Below are 22,087 nucleotides of genomic sequence, written 5' to 3'. Positions count from 1 at the left end.
GAACCATGAAGAAGTTCATTTTATTCTATATTGCTTGTCTGTTTAGCAGTGTATTATTAGCCTCCTGTGCCGACAAAGATGAGACAACAGAACCGGAAATACCGGAAGAGCTACCCTATACTCCCTTTGCGATGAGCAAAGGGGTAAACATCAGCAACTGGCTGTCGCAAAGCAGTGTCCGCGGAGAACAACGGAAAAAGAACTTCACCGAAACCGAAGTCCGGCAACTGGCCGGATTCGGATTCGACCATCTCCGGATGCCTGTAGACGAGGAGCAGTTGTTTACCGAAAACGGTGATAAGATACCCGAAGCGTTCGAGCTACTGCACAACGCCATCAAATGGTGCAAGAATGCCAATATGCGCATTATTGTAGACTTTCATATCTTGCGCTCGCATTACTTCAATGGTCCTGTGCCGGAATTATGGACAAACGTAAAGGCACAGAGCAAATACCTGGAATTATGGGCCAAGCTTGCCGATGAACTAAAAGATTATCCCAACAAGCTGGTGGCTTATGAGTTGCTAAACGAACCGGTAGCGCCATCTGCTTCGCAATGGAACACCCTGGCAGCACAAGTCATCGGCAAACTCCGGGCAAACGAACCCGAACGCAAACTGGTTGTAGGCTCCAACAAATGGCAGAATGTAGATACGTTCAGTGAGCTGGTCGTTCCGGGAAGTGATCCGAACATCATTCTCAGCTTCCATTTCTATCACCCGCATCTGTTTACCCACTACCGGGCAGAGTGGAGTGAAATGAAGGACCTGAACGTGCCGATTCATTACCCCGGTGAGATTATAACACAACAGGATTTGAATAAACTATCCAAGCAAGAACAGGAAATCGTAAAACCGTATCTGGGAACTTATAATAAAGAAGTATTGGAAGCCTCCGTTCAAAAGGCTATCAAGCGGGCCAAGGAGTTGGGATTACAACTGCACTGCGGCGAGTTTGGCTGTTATACCAAAACTCCCCGGACCGATAGGCTGAACTGGCTGAAAGATGTGATCACTATCTTCCGTGACCACAAGATTGCATACTCCTACTGGGAATACAAAGCTGGTTTTGGTTTTTGCAACAGCAGCGGCCAAGTAACGGATCAGGAAGTATTGAATCTACTGACAAAATAGACAGCTATTAAGTATAATACGAAACAATATGCACAAGAATCTTTTAATAATAGGTATCAGTTTTTTTATGGTAGCAACCATAATAAGTTGCAAAGCGGGAGGCGGGGATTACACCAACCCTGCCCTCCCCATTTCACAGCGCGTTTCCAACCTGATGAGTCAGATGACCCTGGAAGAGAAAGTGGCACAAATGTGTCAGTACGTGGGGTTGGACCACATGAAAACAGCCGAAAAGGATATGTCTCTGGAAGATATGAAGAAAAGCCATGCTCAGGGTTTTTATCCTGATCTTCACTCATCCGATGTGGAAGAAATGACAAAGAAGGGCATGATCAGTTCCTTCCTTCATGTAGTAACGGCAGAAGAGGCTAATTATCTGCAATCATTGGCTATGCAAAGCCGGCTGAAAATTCCTCTTTTGATCGGGATTGATGCCATTCATGGCAACGGATTGTATTGCGGTTCTACCATTTATCCGACTCCGATTGGGCAGGCATCGTCTTTCGACCCTGCGTTGGTAAAACAATTATCGCGGGAGACAGCCATTGAGATGCGCGCCAGCGGTATGCACTGGACCTTTACGCCCAATGTGGAAGTGGCACGTGATGCCCGCTGGGGACGTGTAGGCGAAACCTTCGGAGAAGACCCCTATCTGGTTGGGTTAATGGGAGCAGCCACCGTAGCAGGATTCCAGACCGATGACTTCACGGGAGAGGATAAAGTAATAGCCTGTGTCAAACATCTGGTGGGCGGTAGTCAGCCGGAGAACGGAATAAACGGCGCCCCGGCCGAACTTTCCGAACGCACATTAAAAGAAGTATTCTTCCCTCCGTTTAAAGATTGTGTGGATGCAGGAGCTTTCACCGTGATGACGGCTCACAACGAGCTTAACGGAATTCCTTGTCACGGTAGTAAATACCTGATGACGGACTTACTGCGCGACCAATGGAGTTTCGACGGTTTTGTGGTAAGCGACTGGATGGATATTGAACGCATGCACGATTATCACACCACAGTTGAGACGCTGAAAGACGCGTATCGCATCAGTGTAGATGCCGGCATGGGCATGCATATGCATGGACCGGAATTCTACGAAGCTATACTTGAATGTATAAAAGAAGGTAGCATCAAAGAAAAGCAAATCGACGAAGCGGTGTCTAAAATACTGGAAGCCAAGTTCCGGTTGGGACTCTTTGAGAACCCGTATGTGGATATGGAAAAAAAGGATATCATCGTTGCCAATTCCAGACATCAGAAGACGGCTCTGGAAGCTGCCCGTAAGTCTATTGTACTTTTGAAGAACGAGAACAACCTGTTGCCGCTGGATGCAGCAAAATACAAGAAGGTGTTTGTCACCGGGCACAACGCCGATAATCAATCCATCTTAGGCGATTGGGCACTCGAGCAACCCGAAGAGAATGTAACTACGGTACTGGAAGGATTAAAAGCAGCCAATCCCGAAACGGCTTATTCCTTCCTTGATTTGGGTTGGAATGTTCGCGAACTGAAAACGGAACAAATCAAAGAGGCGGTACAACGCGCCCGTACATCCGACCTGGCCATACTCGTGGTGGGAGAAAACTCCATGCGCTATCATTGGACAGAGAAGACCTGCGGCGAAAACAGCGACCGGTACGAACTGACTCTCCCCGGCCGCCAGCAGGAGCTTGTTGAGGCAGTAGCCGCCACGGGGGTACCTACTATTGTGATCCTGGTCAACGGCCGTCCGCTAAGCACGGAATGGATTGCAGAAAACATGCCTTGTCTGATCGAAGCCTGGGAGCCGGGCATGGCTGGAGGACAGGCCATTGCAGAGATTCTTTATGGTAAGGTAAACCCAAGCGGGAAGCTCCCTATCACCATTCCGCGTAGCGTAGGACAGATTCGTTGCATGTATAACCACAAGTCCACCAATAATTGGTTTCCTTATGCAACAGGAAATTCAAAACCGTTGTATGAATTTGGTTATGGCTTGAGTTATACGACGTATCAGTATGCCAACCTGCAACTATCGGAAGCCGAAACGACGACCACAGGAAATGTACAGGCAACGATTGAGGTCACCAACACAGGCGAAATGGACGGAGAAGAGATTGTCCAGCTTTACATCCGCGATGAATATAGTTCGGCAACGCGCCCGGTGAAGGAATTGAAAGCCTTCGAACGCGTATCTTTGAAATCAGGCGAAAGTAAACGGATTACATTCACCGTCACTCCCGAAATGCTATCGTATTATGATGCCGAAATGAAGTACGGAGTGGAAAAAGGAACATTCAAAATCATGGTGGGACCTTCTTCGAAGGATGAAGATTTGCAAACAGTGGTACTTACGGTGAAGTAAGAGGCTGTGTAAAAACTCTTATTCGTCATTGCGAGTTGCCACTATATTAAAATATAGAACTATTTGATAATGACAATATCCACCCCCTGCCCCCGCCAGCGGGGGATACGATGCCGCAGGTATCCCCCGCTGGCGGGGGCAGGGGGTGGATATTGTCATTGGTAGGAACGAAGCAATCCAGCTTATATGTCTTGTGAACTGGATTGCTTCACCTATGGTTCGCAATGACGTACCCAAATTCTGATTTTTTACACAGCCTCAGTAAGAGGAGGGGGTAGATATTACAACACACTCTAACTTGTAAACATTATTCGTCACCCCATTTTATCAAAAAAAGCCTCTAAATTCTAAAAAGCCAACAAACAAAACGCTCTACAGACCTTCTGAGCAGGGCATTTTGCGTTTGCAGCAAACATCAACTCGTGTTTGCGGCAAAGACGACCTTGCGTTTGCTGCAAACGCGAGTTGATGTTTGCCGCAAACGCAAACCGGTGTTTGCTGGCATCGGATTATGTCATTCATTTTCTCAACGGTGCTCTTCTATGGAGATTACAATTTCGTGCCCGCTATTTCTTTCTCTATCTTCTCTATCTCTGCCAGTGCCTTCCGTGCGCCAACAGAAGAAAACTGCTTCACTACATTCTGGAAATAGCTTCTTGCTTTTACGTATTTCTCCCCGAACGTCCGGTCCAACTCATTCCTGTAATGGGCATACTGCATACGTGTGGGCGACTTTATACGTTTATACCCCTCTTCAATCTTCTGCTTTTCTACCTTTCCTTGCAGATAATAATAGTTTGCCGCATAGATATTGGCATCCAGATTATCCGGTTGAATATTCAATATCTGTTCATACGTATAAATAGCTTCATCTTCTTTTCCACGCAGAAGATCAGTCCGCGCCACAGCCAACAAACGATTTACATCTTCAGGAACAAACCGGGCATATTCTTTATAGAATACATTCGCTTTATCATAATCATAGTTCTTCTCAAAATAGGCAGCTAGTTCGCGGGCAACCTCAGGCGCCATCGCATGATGCCTGTCCAGATGAACCCAGTAAAACATTTCGGCACTCTCAACATCATCAGATATCACCTGATGGAACAGGTTTTCGGCTTGCTCATACAACTTATCATCTACAGCCAAAGACAACTTTGCCAACAATCCCCTCTCGGTTTGCGGCCAGGACGTTGCCGGCAATAACACCATCACGAATAATAAAATAAAGGCTCTCATACAATACATAAGGTATAGGTTAATTAATCATTTCATTCTCTATACATTAAAGACAAATCTCATAGCATATTGTTCTCTTAAAAATTGCTATAAGAGAATAATACATCCTAAGTAGGTAAACGACGCACACAAACAAATATTGTACAGAGATGCGTTTTTTCGCATAACCTGAGATATTTTTATATAAATTTGCCAAAGAAACCAAATCCGACAATCAGTTATGATAAAGTACAAAAGAATCTTATTGAAGTTAAGCGGCGAAAGCCTGATGGGAGAAAAACAATATGGCATCGACGAAAAGCGTCTGGCCGAGTATGCCACACAAATAAAAGAGATCCACGAACTGGGAGTACAGATTGGCATCGTGATAGGTGGCGGCAACATCTTCCGTGGTTTGAGTGGCGCCAACAAAGGATTCGACCGCGTAAAAGGCGACCAGATGGGCATGTTGGCAACCGTGATCAACAGCCTCGCTCTTAGCTCTGCCCTTGGCTCGGTAAGCGTCAAGTCGCGTGTACTTACCGCTGTCCGCATGGAACCGATCGGAGAGTTTTACAACAAATGGAAAGCGATTGAAAGCATGGAAAACGGCGAGGTAGTCATCATGTCGGCCGGCACGGGAAACCCATTCTTCACTACCGACACCGGTTCCTCACTACGGGGCATCGAGATCGAAGCCGACGTTATGCTGAAAGGCACACGCGTAGATGGCATTTATACGGCCGACCCGGAGAAAGACAAAACAGCAACCAAGTTCAAAGAGATTACTTACGACGAGATATACAATCGCGGCCTGAAAGTTATGGACCTCACCGCTACCACCATGTGTAAAGAAAACAACCTGCCGATTGTGGTTTTCGATATGGACACCGTAGGAAACCTTAAGAAAGTTGTTCTTGGAGAAGAAATAGGAACTTTAGTACATAATTAGTTATCAGTTATGAGTTTTGAGTTTTGAGTTTTTGGTTTATTCACTTGTTTGTTTATGGTTTTTAGTTTTACTTTGCATCATAACTCAAAACTCATAACTCAAAACTCAAAAAATATGATAGACGTAAACGCTTGCATCAACGAAGCTCAAGAGAAAATGGACATGGCCATTATGTATCTTGAAGAATCATTTGCTCATATCCGTGCGGGTAAAGCCAACCCAAGAATTCTTGACGGTATCCGTGTAGATTCGTATGGTAGTATGGTGCCCCTGAGCAATGTATCAGCGATATCAACTCCCGACGCGCGTAGCATCACGATCAAACCGTGGGATAAAAGCATGTTCAGAGCCATTGAAAAAGCAATCATCGACTCTGACCTCGGCATTATGCCCGAAAACAATGGAGAGATCATTCGCATTGGTATTCCACAACCAACCGAAGAGCGCCGTAAACAATTGTCCAAACAATGTAAAGGCGAAGCTGAAACAGCGAAGATCAGTATCCGCAATGCACGTCGCGATGGCATTGATATACTAAAGAAAGCCGTTAAAGACGGACTATCGGAAGACAATCAAAAAGACGCTGAAGCTAAACTTCAGAAAGTACACGACAAGTATATCAAGAAGGTAGATGATATGCTGGTTGAGAAGGAAAAAGAAATTATGACAGTCTAAAATTCAGTTGAAAATTGAAAGTTGAAAGTTGAAAGTTGCCATGCGGGTACAATATGTTCATCCCCATAACTTTCTTAACTTTCAACTTTCAACTTTCAACTTTCAACTTATATGAAGGGGTTAGTAATCAGGAACACTGGTAGTTGGTATCACGTCAAGACAAATGACGGAAGGATCATAGAATGTAAAATCAAAGGAAACTTCCGGCTAAAGGAGATCAAGAGTACCAATCCGATAGCTGTGGGCGACTATGTTCAGATTGCCGTTAACCCGGAAGGTACGGCCCTCATTACCGAAATTGAAGACCGGAAGAATTACATCGTCCGGCGCTCCTCGAACCTATCTAAACAATCGCATATCCTGGCGGCTAACCTGGACCAGTGCATGCTTGTTGTTACAGTCAACTATCCCGAAACATCAACTATATTCATTGACCGTTTTCTGGCATCGGCCGAAGCATACCGCGTACCGGTTAAACTCATATTTAATAAAGTAGACGCGTATAATGAAGAGGAACTGCAATATCTGGAGGCTCTCATTACACTTTATACACATATCGGCTATCCCTGCTTTAAAATCTCGGCATTGAGAAATGAAGGTATTGATACGATTAAAGAAGAACTGAAAGGAAGGGTGACGCTCTTCTCCGGCCATTCGGGAGTGGGGAAATCGACTCTCATCAACCATATCTTACCAGATGTAAACATCAAAACAGCCGAAATATCCAGTTACCACAACAAAGGAACCCATACCACTACTTTCTCGGAAATGTATCCCGTTCCTGGCGATGGGTATATCATCGACACTCCCGGAATCAAAGGATTCGGTACATTCGATATGGAAGAAGAGGAAATCAGCCATTATTTCCCCGAAATATTTAAAGTATCTGCCGATTGCCGATACAATAATTGTACACATCGGCATGAACCCGGATGTGCCGTACGCAACGCTGTAGAGCAACACTACATTAGCGAATCACGTTATACTTCTTATTTAAATATGCTGGAAGATAAAGAAGAAGGAAAATATCGGTCGGCATTTTAAACCTTTTCATTCCAGTTTCGTCTAAGATTGGTAGACGTATATACTAAACAAAAGAAAATGATTATTGTAGGGGCGGTTCGCGAACCGCCCGAACCACAAAGCAAATGATTGGGCGGTTCGCGAACCGCCCCTACGGTGATAATCTTTTCAAAAATAATACATTCATGGATAAAAGAGTTAGATGGGGAATTATCATTTTCCTGGTTCTCGGGTTAACAGGTTGGGGATTGTATCGTTTCCTCCCCACAGGCAAATCAAATGAAGAGAAAAGCACAGCAGCTCAACCGCAACAAGGAAACAGCAGACGCATACTCAATGTCAACGCTGTAACCATTAAAGAGCATACATTGGCCGACGACATCAACCCCAGAGGGCGACTTATGCCCGACGAAGAGGTTGATTTATCTTTTCAGACTTCGGGACAGGTTACACAGATTAATTTCAGCGAAGGCCACCAGGTGCAAAAAGGCCAACTCCTGGCCAAAGTCAATGATGCTCCCCTGCAAGCACAGTTAAAGAAACTCGAGGCTCAACTCAAATTAGCACAAGACAGAGTGTATCGTCAAAGCGCACTGCTGGAAAAAGATGCAGTCAGCAAGGAAGCATACGAGCAGGTTAAAACAGACCTTGAAGCGCTTAATGCAGATATCCAACTCGTCAAAGCCAATATTGCATTAACCGAATTGCGAGCTCCTTTCGATGGGGTTATCAGCTTACGCCAAGTCAGCGAGGGTGCTTACGCCTCTCCCACTACCGTCATAGCCAAACTGACAAAGGTATCTCCTTTGAAGGTTGAATTCTCCATCCCGGAGCGCTATTCCAATCAAATTACAGTCGGCACCAAAGTCAGCTTTACCGTAGATGGTATTCTGGATACATTTTATGCGAGTGTGTATGCTATGGCATCACAGATTGACCCGATAACCAATACCCTGACAGTAAGGGCACTCTACCCCAACACGAACAACCGGCTACTCCCGGGAAAGCCTGCCAACATTTGGGTACGTATGTTCGAATTATCCGATGCAATCTCCATACCAAGTCAGGCCATTGTTCCTGAAATGGGAAAAGACAAGGTTTTCTTATATAAAAACGGAAAAGCCGAACCGGTATTCATTACCAAAGGGTTGCGTACGGCATCGGATGTGCAGGTATTGGAAGGATTAAACGTAGGAGATACGTTAATCGTATCGGGAACCCTACAACTCCGCACCGGATTGCCTGTAACACTGGATAATATTGACTAACAGCCTCACCCCAGCCCTCTCCAAAGGAGAGGGAGAAAGAGGTTACACCCTGAGAAATTACAGCACAGCCATCTCCCTCTCCTTTGGAGAGGGCTGGGGTGAGGCTCTAAAACCCAATAATAAGAACTCAAATGAATATATCCGAACTTAGTATCCGTCGCCCGGTATTAGCCACAGTATTAACGCTGATCATCATCCTTTTCGGTATGATTGGCTATACATCGCTGGGTGTTCGCGAATATCCATCGGTTGACAACCCTATCATTTCAGTAAGTTGTTCATACCCCGGTGCAAACGCCGACGTTATTGAAAACCAGATCACCGAACCGTTGGAGCAGAACATCAATGGTATTCCGGGGATTCGCTCCCTATCCAGTGTCAGCAGCCAGGGACAAAGCCGTATCACCGTAGAGTTTGAACTATCGGTAGACCTGGAAACTGCCGCCAATGACGTACGCGATAAAGTGTCACGTGCACAACGTTATCTTCCCCGCGACTGCGATCCTCCAATCGTATCCAAGGCCGATGCCGACGCCTCTCCTATCCTTATGGTAGCTATCCAGAGCGACAAGCGGTCGTTATTGGAACTGAGTGAAATTGCCGACCTCACTGTAAAAGAACAACTTCAAACCATTCCCGACGTTAGTGGAGTATCCATTTGGGGAGAAAAGCGCTACTCCATGCGCTTATGGCTGGACCCGGTAAAGATGGCATCCTACAACATTACACCCACAGACGTTAAAAATGCTGTTGATAGTGAAAACGTAGAGTTACCATCCGGAAAAATTGAAGGAAACACCACCGAGTTGACCATCCGTACGCTGGGGCTTATGCATACGGCAGAAGAGTTCAATAATCTGATTATCAAGGAAAGCAACGACCGTATCGTCCGTTTTAGTGATATAGGAGAAGCAGAGCTTGGACCACGAGATATACAAAGCTACATGAAGATGAACGGAATTCCGATGATTGGGGTGGTGGTTACTCCACAACCGGGAGCCAACCACATTGAGATTGCCAATGCCGTATACGACCGTATGGAGATGATGAAGAAGGACTTACCCGAAGACGTCACCACAAACTACGGGTTCGACAATACCAAATTCATCCGTGCATCCATCTATGAAGTACAAGAAACGGTATACGTTGCCTTTATCCTGGTAATCATCATTATCTTCCTTTTCCTACGCGACTGGCGTGTTACGCTCATTCCATGTATCGTAATTCCGGTTTCACTCATCGGGGCATTCTTCGTGATGTATCTGGCAGGATTCTCCATCAACGTATTATCCATGCTTGCCATCGTACTCTCCGTAGGATTGGTGGTGGATGACGCCATTGTAATGACGGAGAATATTTACATCCGCATTGAACGGGGAATGAACCCCAAAGAGGCAGGTATTGAAGGGTCAAAAGAAATATTCTTTGCCGTTATATCGACTACTATAACCCTGGTTGCGGTATTCTTCCCGATTGTATTTATGGAAGGTATGACCGGACGCCTGTTCCGTGAGTTTAGTATCGTAATCTCGGGGTCTGTTATCATTTCTTCTTTTGCCGCATTGACTTTCACGCCTATGCTGGCTACCAAATTGTTGATCAAACGCGAAAAGCAGAATTGGTTTTACCGGAAGACCGAGCCTTTCTTTGAAGGAATGAATAACATCTATGCCAAATCCCTCGCAGGCTTCCTTAAAAAACGATACCTCGCCCTACCGATTGTACTCATTACGTTGGTTATGATTGGGTACTTATGGGATGCTATCCCTTCCGAAATGGCACCTCTCGAAGACCGGTCGTCTATTACCATAAACACCCGTGGCCCTGAAGGAGTTACGTATGAATACATGCGCGATTATACAGAAGACATCAACGCCCTGGTCGATTCTTTGGTACCTGATGCCCGGACCGTAACCGCCCGTGTTTCGAGTGGTAGCGGAAATGTGCAGATCTCATTGGTAGACATTAAAGATAGAGACTACTCCCAAATGGATGTGGCTGAAGAGGTTTCAAGGGCAGTTCAGAAGAAAACTATGGCCCGCTCCTTTGTACAGCAGCAGTCTACTTTCGGTAGCCGCCGCGGAGGGATGCCCGTACAATATGTACTGCAAGCCACCAACCTGGCGAAACTTGAAAAGGTATTGCCGGAATTCATGCAAAAGGTCTACGATAGCCCGGTATTCCAGATGGCAGACGTTAACCTGAAGTTCAGCAAGCCGGAAGCGCGCATCAGCATCGACAGAGACAAGGCTACCATGATGGGAGTAAGTACCCGTAATATAGCCCAGACACTGCAATACGGACTTAGCGGACAGCGTATGGGATATTTCTACATGAATGGAAAGCAATATGAAATTCTGGGTGAAATCAATCGCCAACAACGCAACAAACCTGCCGACCTTCGTTCGATATATGTACGCAGCGATAAAGGTGAAATGATACAAATGGATAACCTTGTAGCTATCAGCGAAAATATTGCTCCGCCACAGCTTTACCGTTTTAACCGGTTTGTAGCCGCCACAGTCTCTGCCGGACTTAACAAAGGGTACACCATAGGCCAGGGATTGGAGGAAATGGACAGAATAGCCAAAGAAACACTGGATGATACCTTCCGGACAGCCCTGACCGGCGATTCGAAGGAATACCGCGAGAGTTCTTCCAGCTTGATGTTTGCTTTCGTACTGGCCATCTTCCTTATTTACCTTATCCTGGCCGCCCAGTTCGAAAGCTTTAAAGATCCTTTGATTGTGATGTTGACTGTGCCGCTTGCCATTGCCGGAGCACTTGTGTTTATGATAACCAGCGGCATTACAATGAATATATTCAGCCAGATTGGTATCATTATGCTTATCGGGCTGGTGGCAAAGAACGGTATCCTAATCGTAGAGTTTGCCAACCAGAAACAAGAAGCCGGAATAGACAAGATGACAGCCATCCGCGAAGCCTCTCTCCAACGCTTACGCCCCATCCTTATGACCAGTGCATCTACCATACTCGGGTTGTTGCCGCTGGCATTTGCTTCTGCCGAAGGAGCAAACGGACGTGTGGCCATGGGGGTAGCTGTAATCGGAGGTATGCTTGTATCTACCTTCCTGACGATATACATTGTTCCTGCCATATATAGTTACATCTCGACTAACCGTTCAAAAAGAAAAGAAGAATGAAACGAATATTGATATACATCCTTATTAGCACAAGTTTATCGGGAATCGGCCTGTATGCCCAACAGAATTTGAACTTACAGGATTGCCTGGAAACCGGATTAGAGAATAATTACTCTATCCGCATCAGCCGTAATGAAGAACAGGTAGACAAAAACAATGCCACATGGGGCAACGCCGGACTTCTGCCGACGCTAGACCTTAGCGGTGGTTACAGTGGTACCCTGAATAATACAGAAACAGAAGCACGCGCCACCGGAGACAAGACCAAAGACAACGGCATCTTCGACCAGACACTTAACGTCGGACTCAGCCTCAACTGGACTATCTTCGACGGTTTTAAGATGACCACAAACCTGCAACGCTTAAAAGAGTTGGAAAAGCAAGGCGAGACAAATACACGAATCACCATAGAAGATTTCATTGCCAGCCTCACTGCCGAGTACTATAATTATGTACAACAAACGATCAGGTTGAAGAACTTCCATTACGCCGTATCACTGTCGAAAGAGCGCCTGCGTATTGTAGAAGCCCGGTATAATATCGGTAGCTTCTCCCGGTTAGACTTGCAACAGGCACGGGTAGACTTCAATGCCGACAGTTCAAAATACATGAAACAGCAAGAGCTTCTGCACACTTCGCGCATTCGCCTGAATCAACTGATGGCCAACCGCGACATGGATATGGAATTGAACATCACCGATTCGATCATTGATCCGAACATACTTCTTTCTTTCGATGAACTCTGGAATGCGACCATGCTCACCAACTCCTCCCTACTCAAAGCAGAGCAGAACCGCACGCTGGCAGATTTAGATTTGAAGGTGGTGAATTCCCGTAACTACCCTTACGTAAAGCTGAACTCCGGCTATGGTTACACGTTCAATAAATATGAGATAGGAGCTAATAGCCAGCGAAACAATCTTGGGTTCAATTTCGGAGTAACCGTAGGCATCAATCTGTTCGACGGCAACCGGAAACGGGAACGCATGAACGCCAATATCGCGATTGAGAACGCACGTTTATCCCGCCAGCAGTTGGAACAATCGCTGCAAGCCGACATCAGCAACCTATGGCAGGCTTACCTTAATAACATCAAGGTATTGAAGTTGGAAAGAGAAAACCTGGTGGCCGCCAAGGAGAACCATGAGATAGCTATGGAGCGCTATATGTTGGGCGACCTCTCGGGTATTGAAATGCGCGAAGCGCAAAAAAGCCTGCTGGATGCGGAAGAGCGAATCCTATCGGCAGAGTATGACACTAAACTATGCGAGATATCCTTATTGCAAATCAGTGGAAAAATAACAAACTATTTGAATAATTAAGAATCAGCCATGAAAATCACATTCAGATCAGTACTCTTTGTACTATTATCTACATTTGTACTGGGAGGAGCCAACGCCCAGGAAGTATCATACAAGGAAAAACAGCCTTATAAGAGTTGGACAAGGATAGTACAGTCGTTTGACGACAACTTCTACCATACCAAGGAAGCTACGCGCATTGCAGAAAATGTACTACTCTATCAGCAAACCACCGGTGGGTGGCCTAAAAACATCTATATGGCTGCCGAACTAAATAAGCAGGAGAGAAAAGAAGTCCTGGCCGCCAAGGATAAGGTAAATGAAAGCACTATTGATAATAACGCTACCATTACCGAGATATACTATCTGGCACGCGTTTACCAGACAACCAAAGATGAACGTTACAAGAAAGCAGTCATTGACGGCATTCAATATCTGCTCAACGCACAATATGGTAATGGTGGATGGCCTCAGTTCTGGCCTCGTCCGAAAGGGTATTACACGGAGATCACCTACAACGACAATGCCATGATCAACGTAATGGAGCTACTTCGTGAGATATACGAGAAGAAAGCACCTTACGATTTTATACCCAATGAATACCTCGGGAAAGCCCGTGCTGCATTCGACAAAGGGGTGGAATGTATTCTGAAAACACAGTATAAACGAAACGGGAAACTCACAGTATGGTGCGCACAACATGACCACGTTACACTGGAGCCTATCAAGGCCCGTGCATACGAACTGCCTTCGCTCAGCGGACAGGAATCGGATAATATCGTGCTACTGCTTATGTCGCTCCCTAACCCTTCGTCGGAAATCATCAATGCAGTTGAAGGTGCCGTAGAGTGGTTTAAAGCCTCAAAGATAGAAGGAATCAAAAAAGAATTCTTCACCAACGATGAGGGCAAGAGAGATTACAGAATAGTAGAGTGCACCGACTGCCCTCCTTTATGGGCGCGCTTCTACGATCTGGAAACCAATCGTCCTTTCTTTTCCGATCGTGACGGGGTAAAGGTTTACGCCTTAGATCAGATAGGCCATGAGCGTCGCAATGGTTACTCCTGGTACAATAGCGACGGAATGAAGGTACTAAAAATGCACGAGAAATGGCGGAAAGAGAATAATTGAGTCCCCTTTTATTTGCAAAAAAAGAACTATCTACTCATTTTTTCACTATATTTGCTCCATCATAATTCTTCGCCCCAACCATGAAACGTTATCCTATCGTCTTCACGATTGCAGGGTCTGATTGTATCGGAGGAAACGGTGCACAGGCAGACATAAAAACCATCTCGGCACTAGGTGCCTATGCCGCTACGGCAGTCACAGCGTTGACTGTTGGTAATACCATGGGGTTAAGATCCCTCTTCCCTATTCCTCAGGAAGTGATCAGGCAACAAATTGAAACGGTAATAGAAGATATCATGCCGGATGTTGTCAAACTGGGATTGCTGAACGATGTAGAAACCATTCGTACCGTAGGCGATTGCCTCCGGAAATACCACCCGCCTTATGTTGTTTATGACCCCGTGATGCTTTCGTCCGACGGTATACGGCACATGCTTAGAGAAAATATAGACGTTATCCGCAAAGAGCTACTGCCTTTCGTAAGCCTGATCATCATAAACTGTCAGGAGGCCGAACTTCTATGTGAGATGTCGATAGAAACAGTAGAAGACATGAAGGCGGCCGCCATGCTGTTTATCCGGAAATACAGGATTCCCGTATTGATAAAGAGTGGAGATAGGTACGAAAACGAACTCTATGACGTGCTCCGCACCCCAGCCGATGAGGAATGGGTTTTCAAAAGCGAGATGATCTATACACATAACTCCCATGGGGCATCATGCACCTTCTCGTCGGCTATAGCCACCTATATTGCTTTAGGACACGAAGTGCCCGAAGCCGTTGCCAAATCGAGGGAGTTTGTCAGGCAGGCCATACAATATGGCGATAATGTATTTATCGGTCACGGCAAAGGTCCGGTATGCCAGACCTTTGATCCGCAGAAGATGAAGTTTGTGGAAGGTTAAGAAATGCACCATATAACGATCAAATAGCTTCATTTTTCGGCGTATCGTTTTCTTTTTGATATTTAGGATATATCATTTTTCATCCATTCAAAGTACAAGAGATGCCCCGAAAGCCGTATAAAGCCGATTTATTAATCATCAAAAAGAAGAATTTCTGCTAAAAAGGAGTAGATAAAGTGCGTTTTCTATGTAAACAGACATGTTTTCTGATAAAAAGCTTGAATATCCCGACAAATCCTTCCTGTCTTCTTGTTAAACACATTGGCTGCCTACGTTAACAAGCCAACTCTGGTGTTAATAAATTCTATAGCCCGTATTAAGTGTGACTACTCACCGCGTTACTGTAGAAAGTTGACGTGTTAATGTAGCCAGCCAACCTGTTAAACAAGAAAGCTAAAAGATTATGATTTCACTTTTTTGAGCATGAAAGAAAGAAAAGTCCGGGAAGAAAAGTAAATCTTGAGCGTTTCAATTTCTAGTTCAATCGTTTTTCCAGAAGAATCAGAATAAGCATATAGATACAAAACAAAATCTTTCGGAAACAGATAAAACAAAATTAAACTATCCCGCTTTCATTTTACCAAATAAACACCGAACAAACAATCATCTTGAATTTACGAAACAGGAAATGCCGAATTATTTTCGGCTACGGGCAGAGGTAGAGGTTTTTAAGCAGTTTGTAGCAGAATTGACAAAATGCTTTTTGCGTCTGGCTGCCCTCCCCGAATCCCGAAGGATTCGAGGAGCCACCAGCAATTAGAGGTTACAGCTAATATTCAACGGCTTAATCTGCTTAAAGAAATCATTCCCCTTATCATCTACCAGAATAAATGCAGGGAAATCTACAACTTCAATCTTCCAGATGGCTTCCATGCCCAGCTCTGGATATTCCAGGCACTCCACCTTCTTGATATTGTCCTGAGCTAGGATTGCAGCCGGTCCGCCGATGCTGCCCAGATAGAAACCACCATGCTTTTTACAAGCATCCGTTACTTCCTGGCTACGGTTACCTTTGGCAATCATAATCATACTGCCGCCATTGTCCTGGAACAAGTCAACATACGAGTCCATGCGCCCCGCAGTGGTAGGCCCAAACGAACCGGAAGGCATACCCTTAGGCGTTTTAGCCGGACCGGCGTAATAAATAGGATGATCCTTAACATACTGTGGCAAGCCTTCGCCCCGGTCAATACGTTCTTTCAGCTTCGCATGAGCAATGTCACGACCCACAATAATGGTTCCGTTCAATGACAAACGGGTAGACACCGGATATTTAGTAAGCTCTTTCAGGATATCGGCCATTGGCTGGTTCAGGTCGATCTTTACCGCATCGCCCTCGCCGGCATTACGCAACTCTTCCGGAATATACTTGCCCGGATTTTCTTCCAGCTTCTCAATCCAGATACCATCCTTATTGATCTTCGCTTTGATGTTACGGTCGGCCGAGCAGGAAACGCCCATACCCACCGGACAAGATGCCCCGTGACGTGGCAGGCGAACAATACGGATATCGTGAGCAAAGTATTTGCCACCGAACTGAGCGCCAAGTCCCATCTTCTGCGCTTCGCACAACACTTGTTTTTCCAGTTCAACATCGCGGAAAGCCTGACCACCGTCATTCCCCTCAGTCGGGAGACTGTCGTAATACTTGGCAGAAGCAAGCTTTACGGTTTTCAGGTTAGTCTCGGCAGACGTACCACCGATAACGAAAGCAATATGGTAAGGAGGGCAAGCAGCCGTACCCAGAGATTTCATCTTTTCCACAAGGAAAGGAACAAGTCTGCCCGGATTCAAGAGCGCTTTTGTTTCCTGATACAAGTATGTTTTATTGGCCGATCCACCCCCTTTTGCAATGCAAAGGAATTTATATTCAGCCCCCTGGGTGGCGTACAAGTCAATCTGTGCAGGCAAGTTGCAGCCGGTGTTCTTCTCGTCATACATGTTCAGAGGAACGTTCTGGGAATAGCGCAGGTTTTCTTCGGTATAGGTCTTATAAACACCTTTGGAAAGCGCTTCTTCATCGCAACCGTCTGTCCAGACCTGCTGGCCTTTCTTACCCGTAATAATCGCCGTACCGGTGTCCTGACAGAAAGGGAGTTTACCCTTAGCAGAAACCTCGGCATTGCGCAGGAAAGTCAGCGCAACGTACTTGTCGTTCTCACTCGCTTCGGGATCGGACAGGATTTTCGCTACTTGCTTTTGGTGTTCGGGACGAAGCATAAAAGCCACATCACGGAAAGCCGCATTGGCCATCGCCGTAAGCCCTTCGGCTTCTACTTTCAGAATTTCTTTGCCTTCAAACTCGCTTACAGACACGTGGTCTTTGGTAAGCAGATAATACTCAGTTGTATCTTTGCCCATTGGGAAGGGCTCCTGATACTTAAACGGAGGTGTTGCCATATTTATAACTTATTACGTATGTTAGTTAGTAAGGCAAAGGTAAGATTAATTAGTTGAAAGTTGAAAGTTGAAAGTTGAAAATTAGCTTAATTGAATTTCATAAATGAAACATTATTGCCATCTTTGTTGTTTCATATTACATATTATTAATAACGTAAAGGCTTATGAAACAATCTTTTTTGCCGCTATTCGCAGTAATAGTAAGTATAACGTTTACGAGTTGCGTAACTCAGGGAAAGTTTAATACGCTGCAAACGGATTACAGCAAATTGCAGTCCGATTACCAGCAGAGTCAGTTGCAACTGACCGAGAGCCGCACGCAGGCCAAAAGTCTTGAAGACAGACTGACCGAAGCGCGTAAAAACAATGAAGAGCTACGCTCGGACCTGGCAGAAATGCAAAGTTTATTGAACAAGAGCATGGCGCAAAGCTCGCAGGGAAGCGTTAGCATCTCCAAATTAGTGGACGAGATCAATGCCTCGAACCGCTTTATCCAACACCTGGTACAGGCAAAGAACAAATCAGACTCGTTGAATATCGTGATGATCAACAACCTGACCCGTTCGCTCACCCGCGAAGAGATGAAGGATATGGATATTCAGGTATTGAAAGGTGTGGTGTATATCTCTTTGGATGATAAGATGTTGTATCGTTCGGGAAGTTATGAAATCAGCGATAAAGCCGGAGAAATCCTGAGCAAAATTGCCAAAATCATCTTAGACTACAATGATTACGATGTATTGGTGGAAGGTAACACGGACACCGATCCGATTTCTCGTCCAAACATCCGCAACAATTGGGATTTGAGTGCACTACGTGGCTCGTCTGTTGTTCAGGCATTGCAAAACGATTATGGAATTGACCCCAAACGCCTGACCGCTGCCGGACGTGGAGAATATAACCCAATAGTAAGCAACGATACGGCCGAAGGAAAAACCCGGAACCGCAGAACGCAGATTATCATTACGCCTAAACTGGATCAGTTTATGGATTTGATTGAACAGGCTCCAAAGAGTTCATTGGAGACAGCGGAGTAAAATGATTGTAATAGATTAACCCAAAAGCTAATAATCACTGTAGGGGCGGTTCGCGAACCGCCCGAAAATGGTTTCTTGTGTATCCGCACATTGGGCGGTTCGCGAACCGCCCCTACAGGATGGACTTTGATGACAGCATCTTGTCGTTATACCAGATGTGAAATCCTCGCAATCAGTTCATCGCCTAGCGCAGATTTTTCTTCGATATGCTTCAAGACAGCAGTCACAAACGTATTGCTTTCAAAATCGCCACGTACCTGCTCAAAGTCCTGCTTCATCTCATAACGGGAACCATCCGCTCCGAAGCCAGTCATGGAAGATAAAGAAAACTCCTTGCGGGCATCCTCATACACCATACGGTCAAGACCGATAACCGACTCTTTCCAACGATTCACGATGTTGGTTATATCTTTGGCTGTAATCTCTTCCGGATTCAACCCATAAAACTCCTGTATTTTATTGTATGCCCAAGTCCACTCATAGGTATAGTAGTTCTTATGCATCACCTCAAATTGCTCGTTGATACAACGCAGGCGATTGACCTCACCACTTTCAATACCACACAGCAGCTTTTCAATCTCACTCTTAGGAGCAATCAACCCCGAGATATCAGCCCACTCGCCAACACCTATTTCAGTATCAGGCCTCAACCGCTGACGAATCTCTTCATTGCTTTGGAACTTAATATTCTCAAGTCGCTTTATAATAGAGTTTCCCAGAAATTTGTGTATCGCAATTTCATAATACTTCAAACCCTTATTCAAAGACGAATTCTTAATCTTGGCACTCTGGAACGAATAAATCTCAGAGGTTTCACCGGAAACTTTGCGCAACTCTTTCAGAATGGCAAGCGCCTTGAACATCTTTTGAATTGTATAGGGGCTCAACAGGTTGTAGTTTATACAGTCCAGCTTGTTAGGGTCCTTACGTTTATCACGCTTTGGCCATTTCTGTGCATCACGTATTGTTCCTACACTACGCAGGTTTACACCCGGAATCAGATAGGTTGTATCGCCCTGCTCAATTAAATAAGAAAAAGGAAGATTAGAGGTATCCGCATGATTCACATGGCGTCCCATAACCAGTGAAAACGCTCCAACGCGCGCAGGCCACAGAATATACGAATCGGAGGTAGTCTTTGCCCCACGCTCCATTGTTCCCTGATGGATAGGACCCAACTTATACATATGGTTACTCTGGTTAGAGCCCGAACCGGCATTCATAAACGAGAACATACCGGCAATGAGCAGCGTAGATTTATGGTGAGTCACTGTAAATGGACCTGCAAATATCGCACACGCCTCACCATTTTCCCCATGGCAGTTACTAAAGAATAATGAATCAGAAGCAGAATAATTATGTCCCAGCTGGCAAGCCTGCCCTATAAAACAACGGCTCAACACTGTCCCATCATCTACATGAGAACCGGAAGAAATAATGAAATCCTCGCAGATAACGCTATAACCAATATGTACCGGATCTGTTTCATTACTATTGATACTACCATTCTCCAGCCGGCAGGTTCCTTCGATATGGCAATAATCGCCCACCTTTACATTCTTAATGGAACCGGTATTGATAATCATTACATGACTACCAATCTTACCCACACTCGAAGCATACTTGTTGGAGTAATAATCTGTAATCTCCTTCATCCTGCGGATTAATTCAGGGCGATGACGGTACAAAGCCATAATATACCCCTGCTGAGCCGACAATTTATCACTAATAAGAACTTCACGACCACCAGTTTCATTCAGCACAGCAGCCTCTACGCCATTTCCAAACTTCGTAACACCATCTACGAGGATGATATCGACATTTTCGATAAACGTATTATCACCAATTTCATAATTAGCAATATAGTTCTGGATGTTCTCTATGCAACAATTATCGCCCAGAGTAACGTTGTGCAGTGTAACATGGCGTAGCCCGGAATGTTTTTTAATCCCGCCCGGCAATGTAAATTCTGTATGGAAAACTCCTAATCTAACTTCACCCGAGAAACGAGTATGATACACATACTCGGCCGTGAAGCGTTCGTCGACCATTACCTGCCCCCAATCATCAGCCAGACACGACTGACCTTTTAACCGCAGAATTTCGTCTTCGGTTAATTTACGGTAATTCTTCATCCTACTTATTTTAATGAGTTGAAAGTTGAAAGTTGAAAGTTGAAAGTTGAAAGTTGCCATGCGGCATCGTAACTTTCAATTTTCAACTTTCAACTTTCAATTGTTAGTTCTTCATCATAGTTCTGATAAAGAAAATCATTATAGGGGAAACGTTGTACATGCAATTCTTTTACGCGTTTATAAACTACACTCTTCATTTCTTCTATATTGATTTTCTCGCGGGCAGAGATGAAAAGACAATTGTCTTCCAGCTTTGCCATCCACGTTTTCATCAGTTCATCGAGTGTTAAGTTTTCTTTTGTACGGGGGGTAAGATCGTCTTCGGCCTTCTCTATATAAGTATAGGCATCTATTTTGTTAAATATAAGTATAGTAGGTTTTCCTCCACCATCAATATCGGCAAGGGTTTTGTTTACCACTTCAATTTGTTCCTCAAATCCGGGGTGGGAAATGTCCACGATGTGCAATAAAAGATCAGCTTCGCGAACTTCGTCGAGTGTCGATTTAAAGGACTCAACCAAATCGGTAGGCAGCTTACGGATAAACCCAACGGTATCCGAAAGCAGGAAGGGCAAATTATCAATAATTACTTTACGCACGGTGGTATCCAGCGTTGCAAAAAGCTTATTCTCGGCAAATACTTCGCTCTTGGAAAGGAGGTTCATCAGGGTTGATTTGCCTACGTTGGTATAACCGACCAAGGCCACACGGATCATCCGCCCACGGTTCTTACGTTGCGTAGATTTCTGTTTGTCTATATCTTTGAGTTGTTCTTTCAACAAAGCCATACGGTTCAGAATGATACGACGGTCCATTTCCAATTGCGTCTCACCAGGACCACGAAGTCCTACTGAACCACCACGGGCACCACCGCCACCGCCACCCTGACGTTCAAGGTGAGTCCACAAACGTTTCAAACGAGGAAGCATATATTGATATTGTGCCAACTCCACCTGCGTTTTGGCATGGGCAGTCTGTGCACGCATAGCGAAAATATCAAGAATCAACGATGTACGATCCAATATTTTAATCTGCAAATCGGCCTCTATATTACGCAACTGCTTAGGAGATAGTTCATCATCAAAGATAACCATCCCTATCTCGTTTTCATGCACATAGTCTTTTATTTCCTGGAGTTTACCCTTGCCCACATAAGTTACCGGATGGGCATTGTCCAATCGTTGGGTAAACTTCTTCACGACATCCGCTCCTGCTGTCTCAGCAAGAAAAGCCAATTCATCAAGGTACTCATTGGTTTTACGCTCATCCTGCGTCTGAGTGATAAGGGCAACAAGTACGGCGGTTTCTGCCTGGGCTTCGGATATTACAAATTCTTTCATTCTATCTTTTTGTTCCTATAAATGTAATTACGTGGGGACAAAGATAGTTATTTTCGAAGTATCT

Annotated in this window: 15 protein-coding genes; 11 read left to right on the top strand and 4 right to left on the bottom strand. The window is 45.1% G+C overall.

The features are described from left to right. Positions 1-5: 5 nt before the first annotated feature. Both D0T87_RS13615 and D0T87_RS13610 read left to right on the top strand, forming a co-directional pair. Positions 6-1,133 (top strand): glycoside hydrolase family 5 protein, encoded by a 1,128-nt coding sequence (locus D0T87_RS13615; protein WP_163175686.1) that lies wholly within the window; start codon positions 6-8, stop codon positions 1,131-1,133. Between the two features lie 67 nt (positions 1,134-1,200). After that, positions 1,201-3,474 carry a glycoside hydrolase family 3 N-terminal domain-containing protein gene (locus D0T87_RS13610; RefSeq protein WP_239063669.1) on the top strand — a complete coding sequence of 758 codons (2,274 nt, stop codon included), beginning with the start codon at positions 1,201-1,203 and terminating at the stop codon, positions 3,472-3,474. A 549-nt stretch (positions 3,475-4,023) separates the two neighbouring features. On the opposite strand, the gene D0T87_RS13605 is transcribed toward D0T87_RS13610, so the two are convergent. After that, complete coding sequence (locus D0T87_RS13605) at positions 4,024-4,713, bottom strand: lipopolysaccharide assembly protein LapB (protein ID WP_163175684.1); 690 nt, start codon at positions 4,711-4,713, stop codon at positions 4,024-4,026. Between the two features lie 220 nt (positions 4,714-4,933). On the opposite strand from D0T87_RS13605, the gene pyrH reads away from it, so the two are divergent. The 8 genes from pyrH (at position 4,934) to thiD (ending at position 15,111) form a co-directional block, all read left to right on the top strand. Then, positions 4,934-5,644 (top strand): UMP kinase, encoded by a 711-nt coding sequence (gene pyrH, locus D0T87_RS13600; RefSeq protein WP_163175683.1) that lies wholly within the window; start codon positions 4,934-4,936, stop codon positions 5,642-5,644. A gap of 114 nt (positions 5,645-5,758) precedes the next feature. After that, positions 5,759-6,319, top strand: a complete 561-nt coding sequence (frr, locus tag D0T87_RS13595) for a ribosome recycling factor (RefSeq protein WP_163175682.1) — start codon at positions 5,759-5,761, stop codon at positions 6,317-6,319. 111 nt (positions 6,320-6,430) lie between these two features. After that, positions 6,431-7,363: a ribosome small subunit-dependent GTPase A gene (gene rsgA / locus D0T87_RS13590; protein ID WP_163175681.1), complete on the top strand. Its 933-nt coding sequence runs from the start codon at positions 6,431-6,433 to the stop codon at positions 7,361-7,363. 164 nt (positions 7,364-7,527) lie between these two features. Continuing rightward, complete coding sequence (locus D0T87_RS13585) at positions 7,528-8,610, top strand: efflux RND transporter periplasmic adaptor subunit (protein ID WP_163175680.1); 1,083 nt, start codon at positions 7,528-7,530, stop codon at positions 8,608-8,610. A 131-nt stretch (positions 8,611-8,741) separates the two neighbouring features. Continuing rightward, positions 8,742-11,774, top strand: a complete 3,033-nt coding sequence (locus tag D0T87_RS13580; RefSeq protein ID WP_163175679.1) for an efflux RND transporter permease subunit — start codon at positions 8,742-8,744, stop codon at positions 11,772-11,774. Continuing rightward, complete coding sequence (locus D0T87_RS13575) at positions 11,771-13,096, top strand: TolC family protein (RefSeq protein WP_163175678.1); 1,326 nt, start codon at positions 11,771-11,773, stop codon at positions 13,094-13,096. Before D0T87_RS13580 ends, D0T87_RS13575 begins: the two co-directional genes overlap by 4 nt. Positions 13,097-13,105: 9 nt before the next feature. Further along, complete coding sequence (pelA, locus tag D0T87_RS13570) at positions 13,106-14,206, top strand: pectate lyase (RefSeq protein WP_163175677.1); 1,101 nt, start codon at positions 13,106-13,108, stop codon at positions 14,204-14,206. A gap of 80 nt (positions 14,207-14,286) precedes the next feature. Further along, positions 14,287-15,111 carry a bifunctional hydroxymethylpyrimidine kinase/phosphomethylpyrimidine kinase gene (gene thiD / locus D0T87_RS13565; protein ID WP_163175676.1) on the top strand — a complete coding sequence of 275 codons (825 nt, stop codon included), beginning with the start codon at positions 14,287-14,289 and terminating at the stop codon, positions 15,109-15,111. A 756-nt stretch (positions 15,112-15,867) separates the two neighbouring features. Here the strand turns inward: thiD and D0T87_RS13560 are convergent. After that, entirely contained in the window at positions 15,868-17,511 is a 1,644-nt protein-coding gene (locus D0T87_RS13560) for a fumarate hydratase (protein WP_163175675.1), read from the bottom strand. A 164-nt stretch (positions 17,512-17,675) separates the two neighbouring features. Here D0T87_RS13560 and D0T87_RS13555 point away from each other — a divergent pair, with 164 nt between their 5' ends. After that, positions 17,676-18,548 (top strand): OmpA family protein, encoded by an 873-nt coding sequence (locus tag D0T87_RS13555; RefSeq protein WP_163175674.1) that lies wholly within the window; start codon positions 17,676-17,678, stop codon positions 18,546-18,548. A 146-nt stretch (positions 18,549-18,694) separates the two neighbouring features. Here D0T87_RS13555 and D0T87_RS13550 read toward each other — a convergent pair whose 3' ends face one another. Together D0T87_RS13550 and hflX are read right to left on the bottom strand one after the other, a co-directional pair. Further along, positions 18,695-20,683: a DUF4954 family protein gene (locus D0T87_RS13550; RefSeq protein ID WP_163175673.1), complete on the bottom strand. Its 1,989-nt coding sequence runs from the start codon at positions 20,681-20,683 to the stop codon at positions 18,695-18,697. An 89-nt stretch (positions 20,684-20,772) separates the two neighbouring features. Beyond that, entirely contained in the window at positions 20,773-22,023 is a 1,251-nt protein-coding gene (hflX, locus tag D0T87_RS13545; protein ID WP_163175672.1) for a GTPase HflX, read from the bottom strand. Positions 22,024-22,087 lie beyond the last annotated feature (64 nt).

The sequence above is a fragment of the Bacteroides sp. 51 genome (assembly GCF_010500965.1).
Lineage (GTDB): Bacteria > Bacteroidota > Bacteroidia > Bacteroidales > Bacteroidaceae > Bacteroides.
Note: the sequence above shows the minus strand (reverse complement) of the source record. Positions and strands in the feature narration are given on the sequence as shown.

What these genes read in the sequence shown, in the direction of transcription:
- D0T87_RS13615 (WP_163175686.1), top strand. Translation starts at nt 6, where the DNA reads ATGAAGAAGTTCATTTTATTCTATATTGCTTGTCTGTTTAGCAGTGTA.
- D0T87_RS13610 (WP_239063669.1), top strand. Translation starts at nt 1,201, where the DNA reads ATGGTAGCAACCATAATAAGTTGCAAAGCGGGAGGCGGGGATTACACC.
- D0T87_RS13605 (WP_163175684.1), bottom strand. Translation starts at nt 4,713, where the DNA reads ATGAGAGCCTTTATTTTATTATTCGTGATGGTGTTATTGCCGGCAACG.
- pyrH (WP_163175683.1), top strand. Translation starts at nt 4,934, where the DNA reads ATGATAAAGTACAAAAGAATCTTATTGAAGTTAAGCGGCGAAAGCCTG.
- frr (WP_163175682.1), top strand. Translation starts at nt 5,759, where the DNA reads ATGATAGACGTAAACGCTTGCATCAACGAAGCTCAAGAGAAAATGGAC.
- rsgA (WP_163175681.1), top strand. Translation starts at nt 6,431, where the DNA reads ATGAAGGGGTTAGTAATCAGGAACACTGGTAGTTGGTATCACGTCAAG.
- D0T87_RS13585 (WP_163175680.1), top strand. Translation starts at nt 7,528, where the DNA reads ATGGATAAAAGAGTTAGATGGGGAATTATCATTTTCCTGGTTCTCGGG.
- D0T87_RS13580 (WP_163175679.1), top strand. Translation starts at nt 8,742, where the DNA reads ATGAATATATCCGAACTTAGTATCCGTCGCCCGGTATTAGCCACAGTA.
- D0T87_RS13575 (WP_163175678.1), top strand. Translation starts at nt 11,771, where the DNA reads ATGAAACGAATATTGATATACATCCTTATTAGCACAAGTTTATCGGGA.
- pelA (WP_163175677.1), top strand. Translation starts at nt 13,106, where the DNA reads ATGAAAATCACATTCAGATCAGTACTCTTTGTACTATTATCTACATTT.
- thiD (WP_163175676.1), top strand. Translation starts at nt 14,287, where the DNA reads ATGAAACGTTATCCTATCGTCTTCACGATTGCAGGGTCTGATTGTATC.
- D0T87_RS13560 (WP_163175675.1), bottom strand. Translation starts at nt 17,511, where the DNA reads ATGGCAACACCTCCGTTTAAGTATCAGGAGCCCTTCCCAATGGGCAAA.
- D0T87_RS13555 (WP_163175674.1), top strand. Translation starts at nt 17,676, where the DNA reads ATGAAACAATCTTTTTTGCCGCTATTCGCAGTAATAGTAAGTATAACG.
- D0T87_RS13550 (WP_163175673.1), bottom strand. Translation starts at nt 20,683, where the DNA reads ATGAAGAATTACCGTAAATTAACCGAAGACGAAATTCTGCGGTTAAAA.
- hflX (WP_163175672.1), bottom strand. Translation starts at nt 22,023, where the DNA reads ATGAAAGAATTTGTAATATCCGAAGCCCAGGCAGAAACCGCCGTACTT.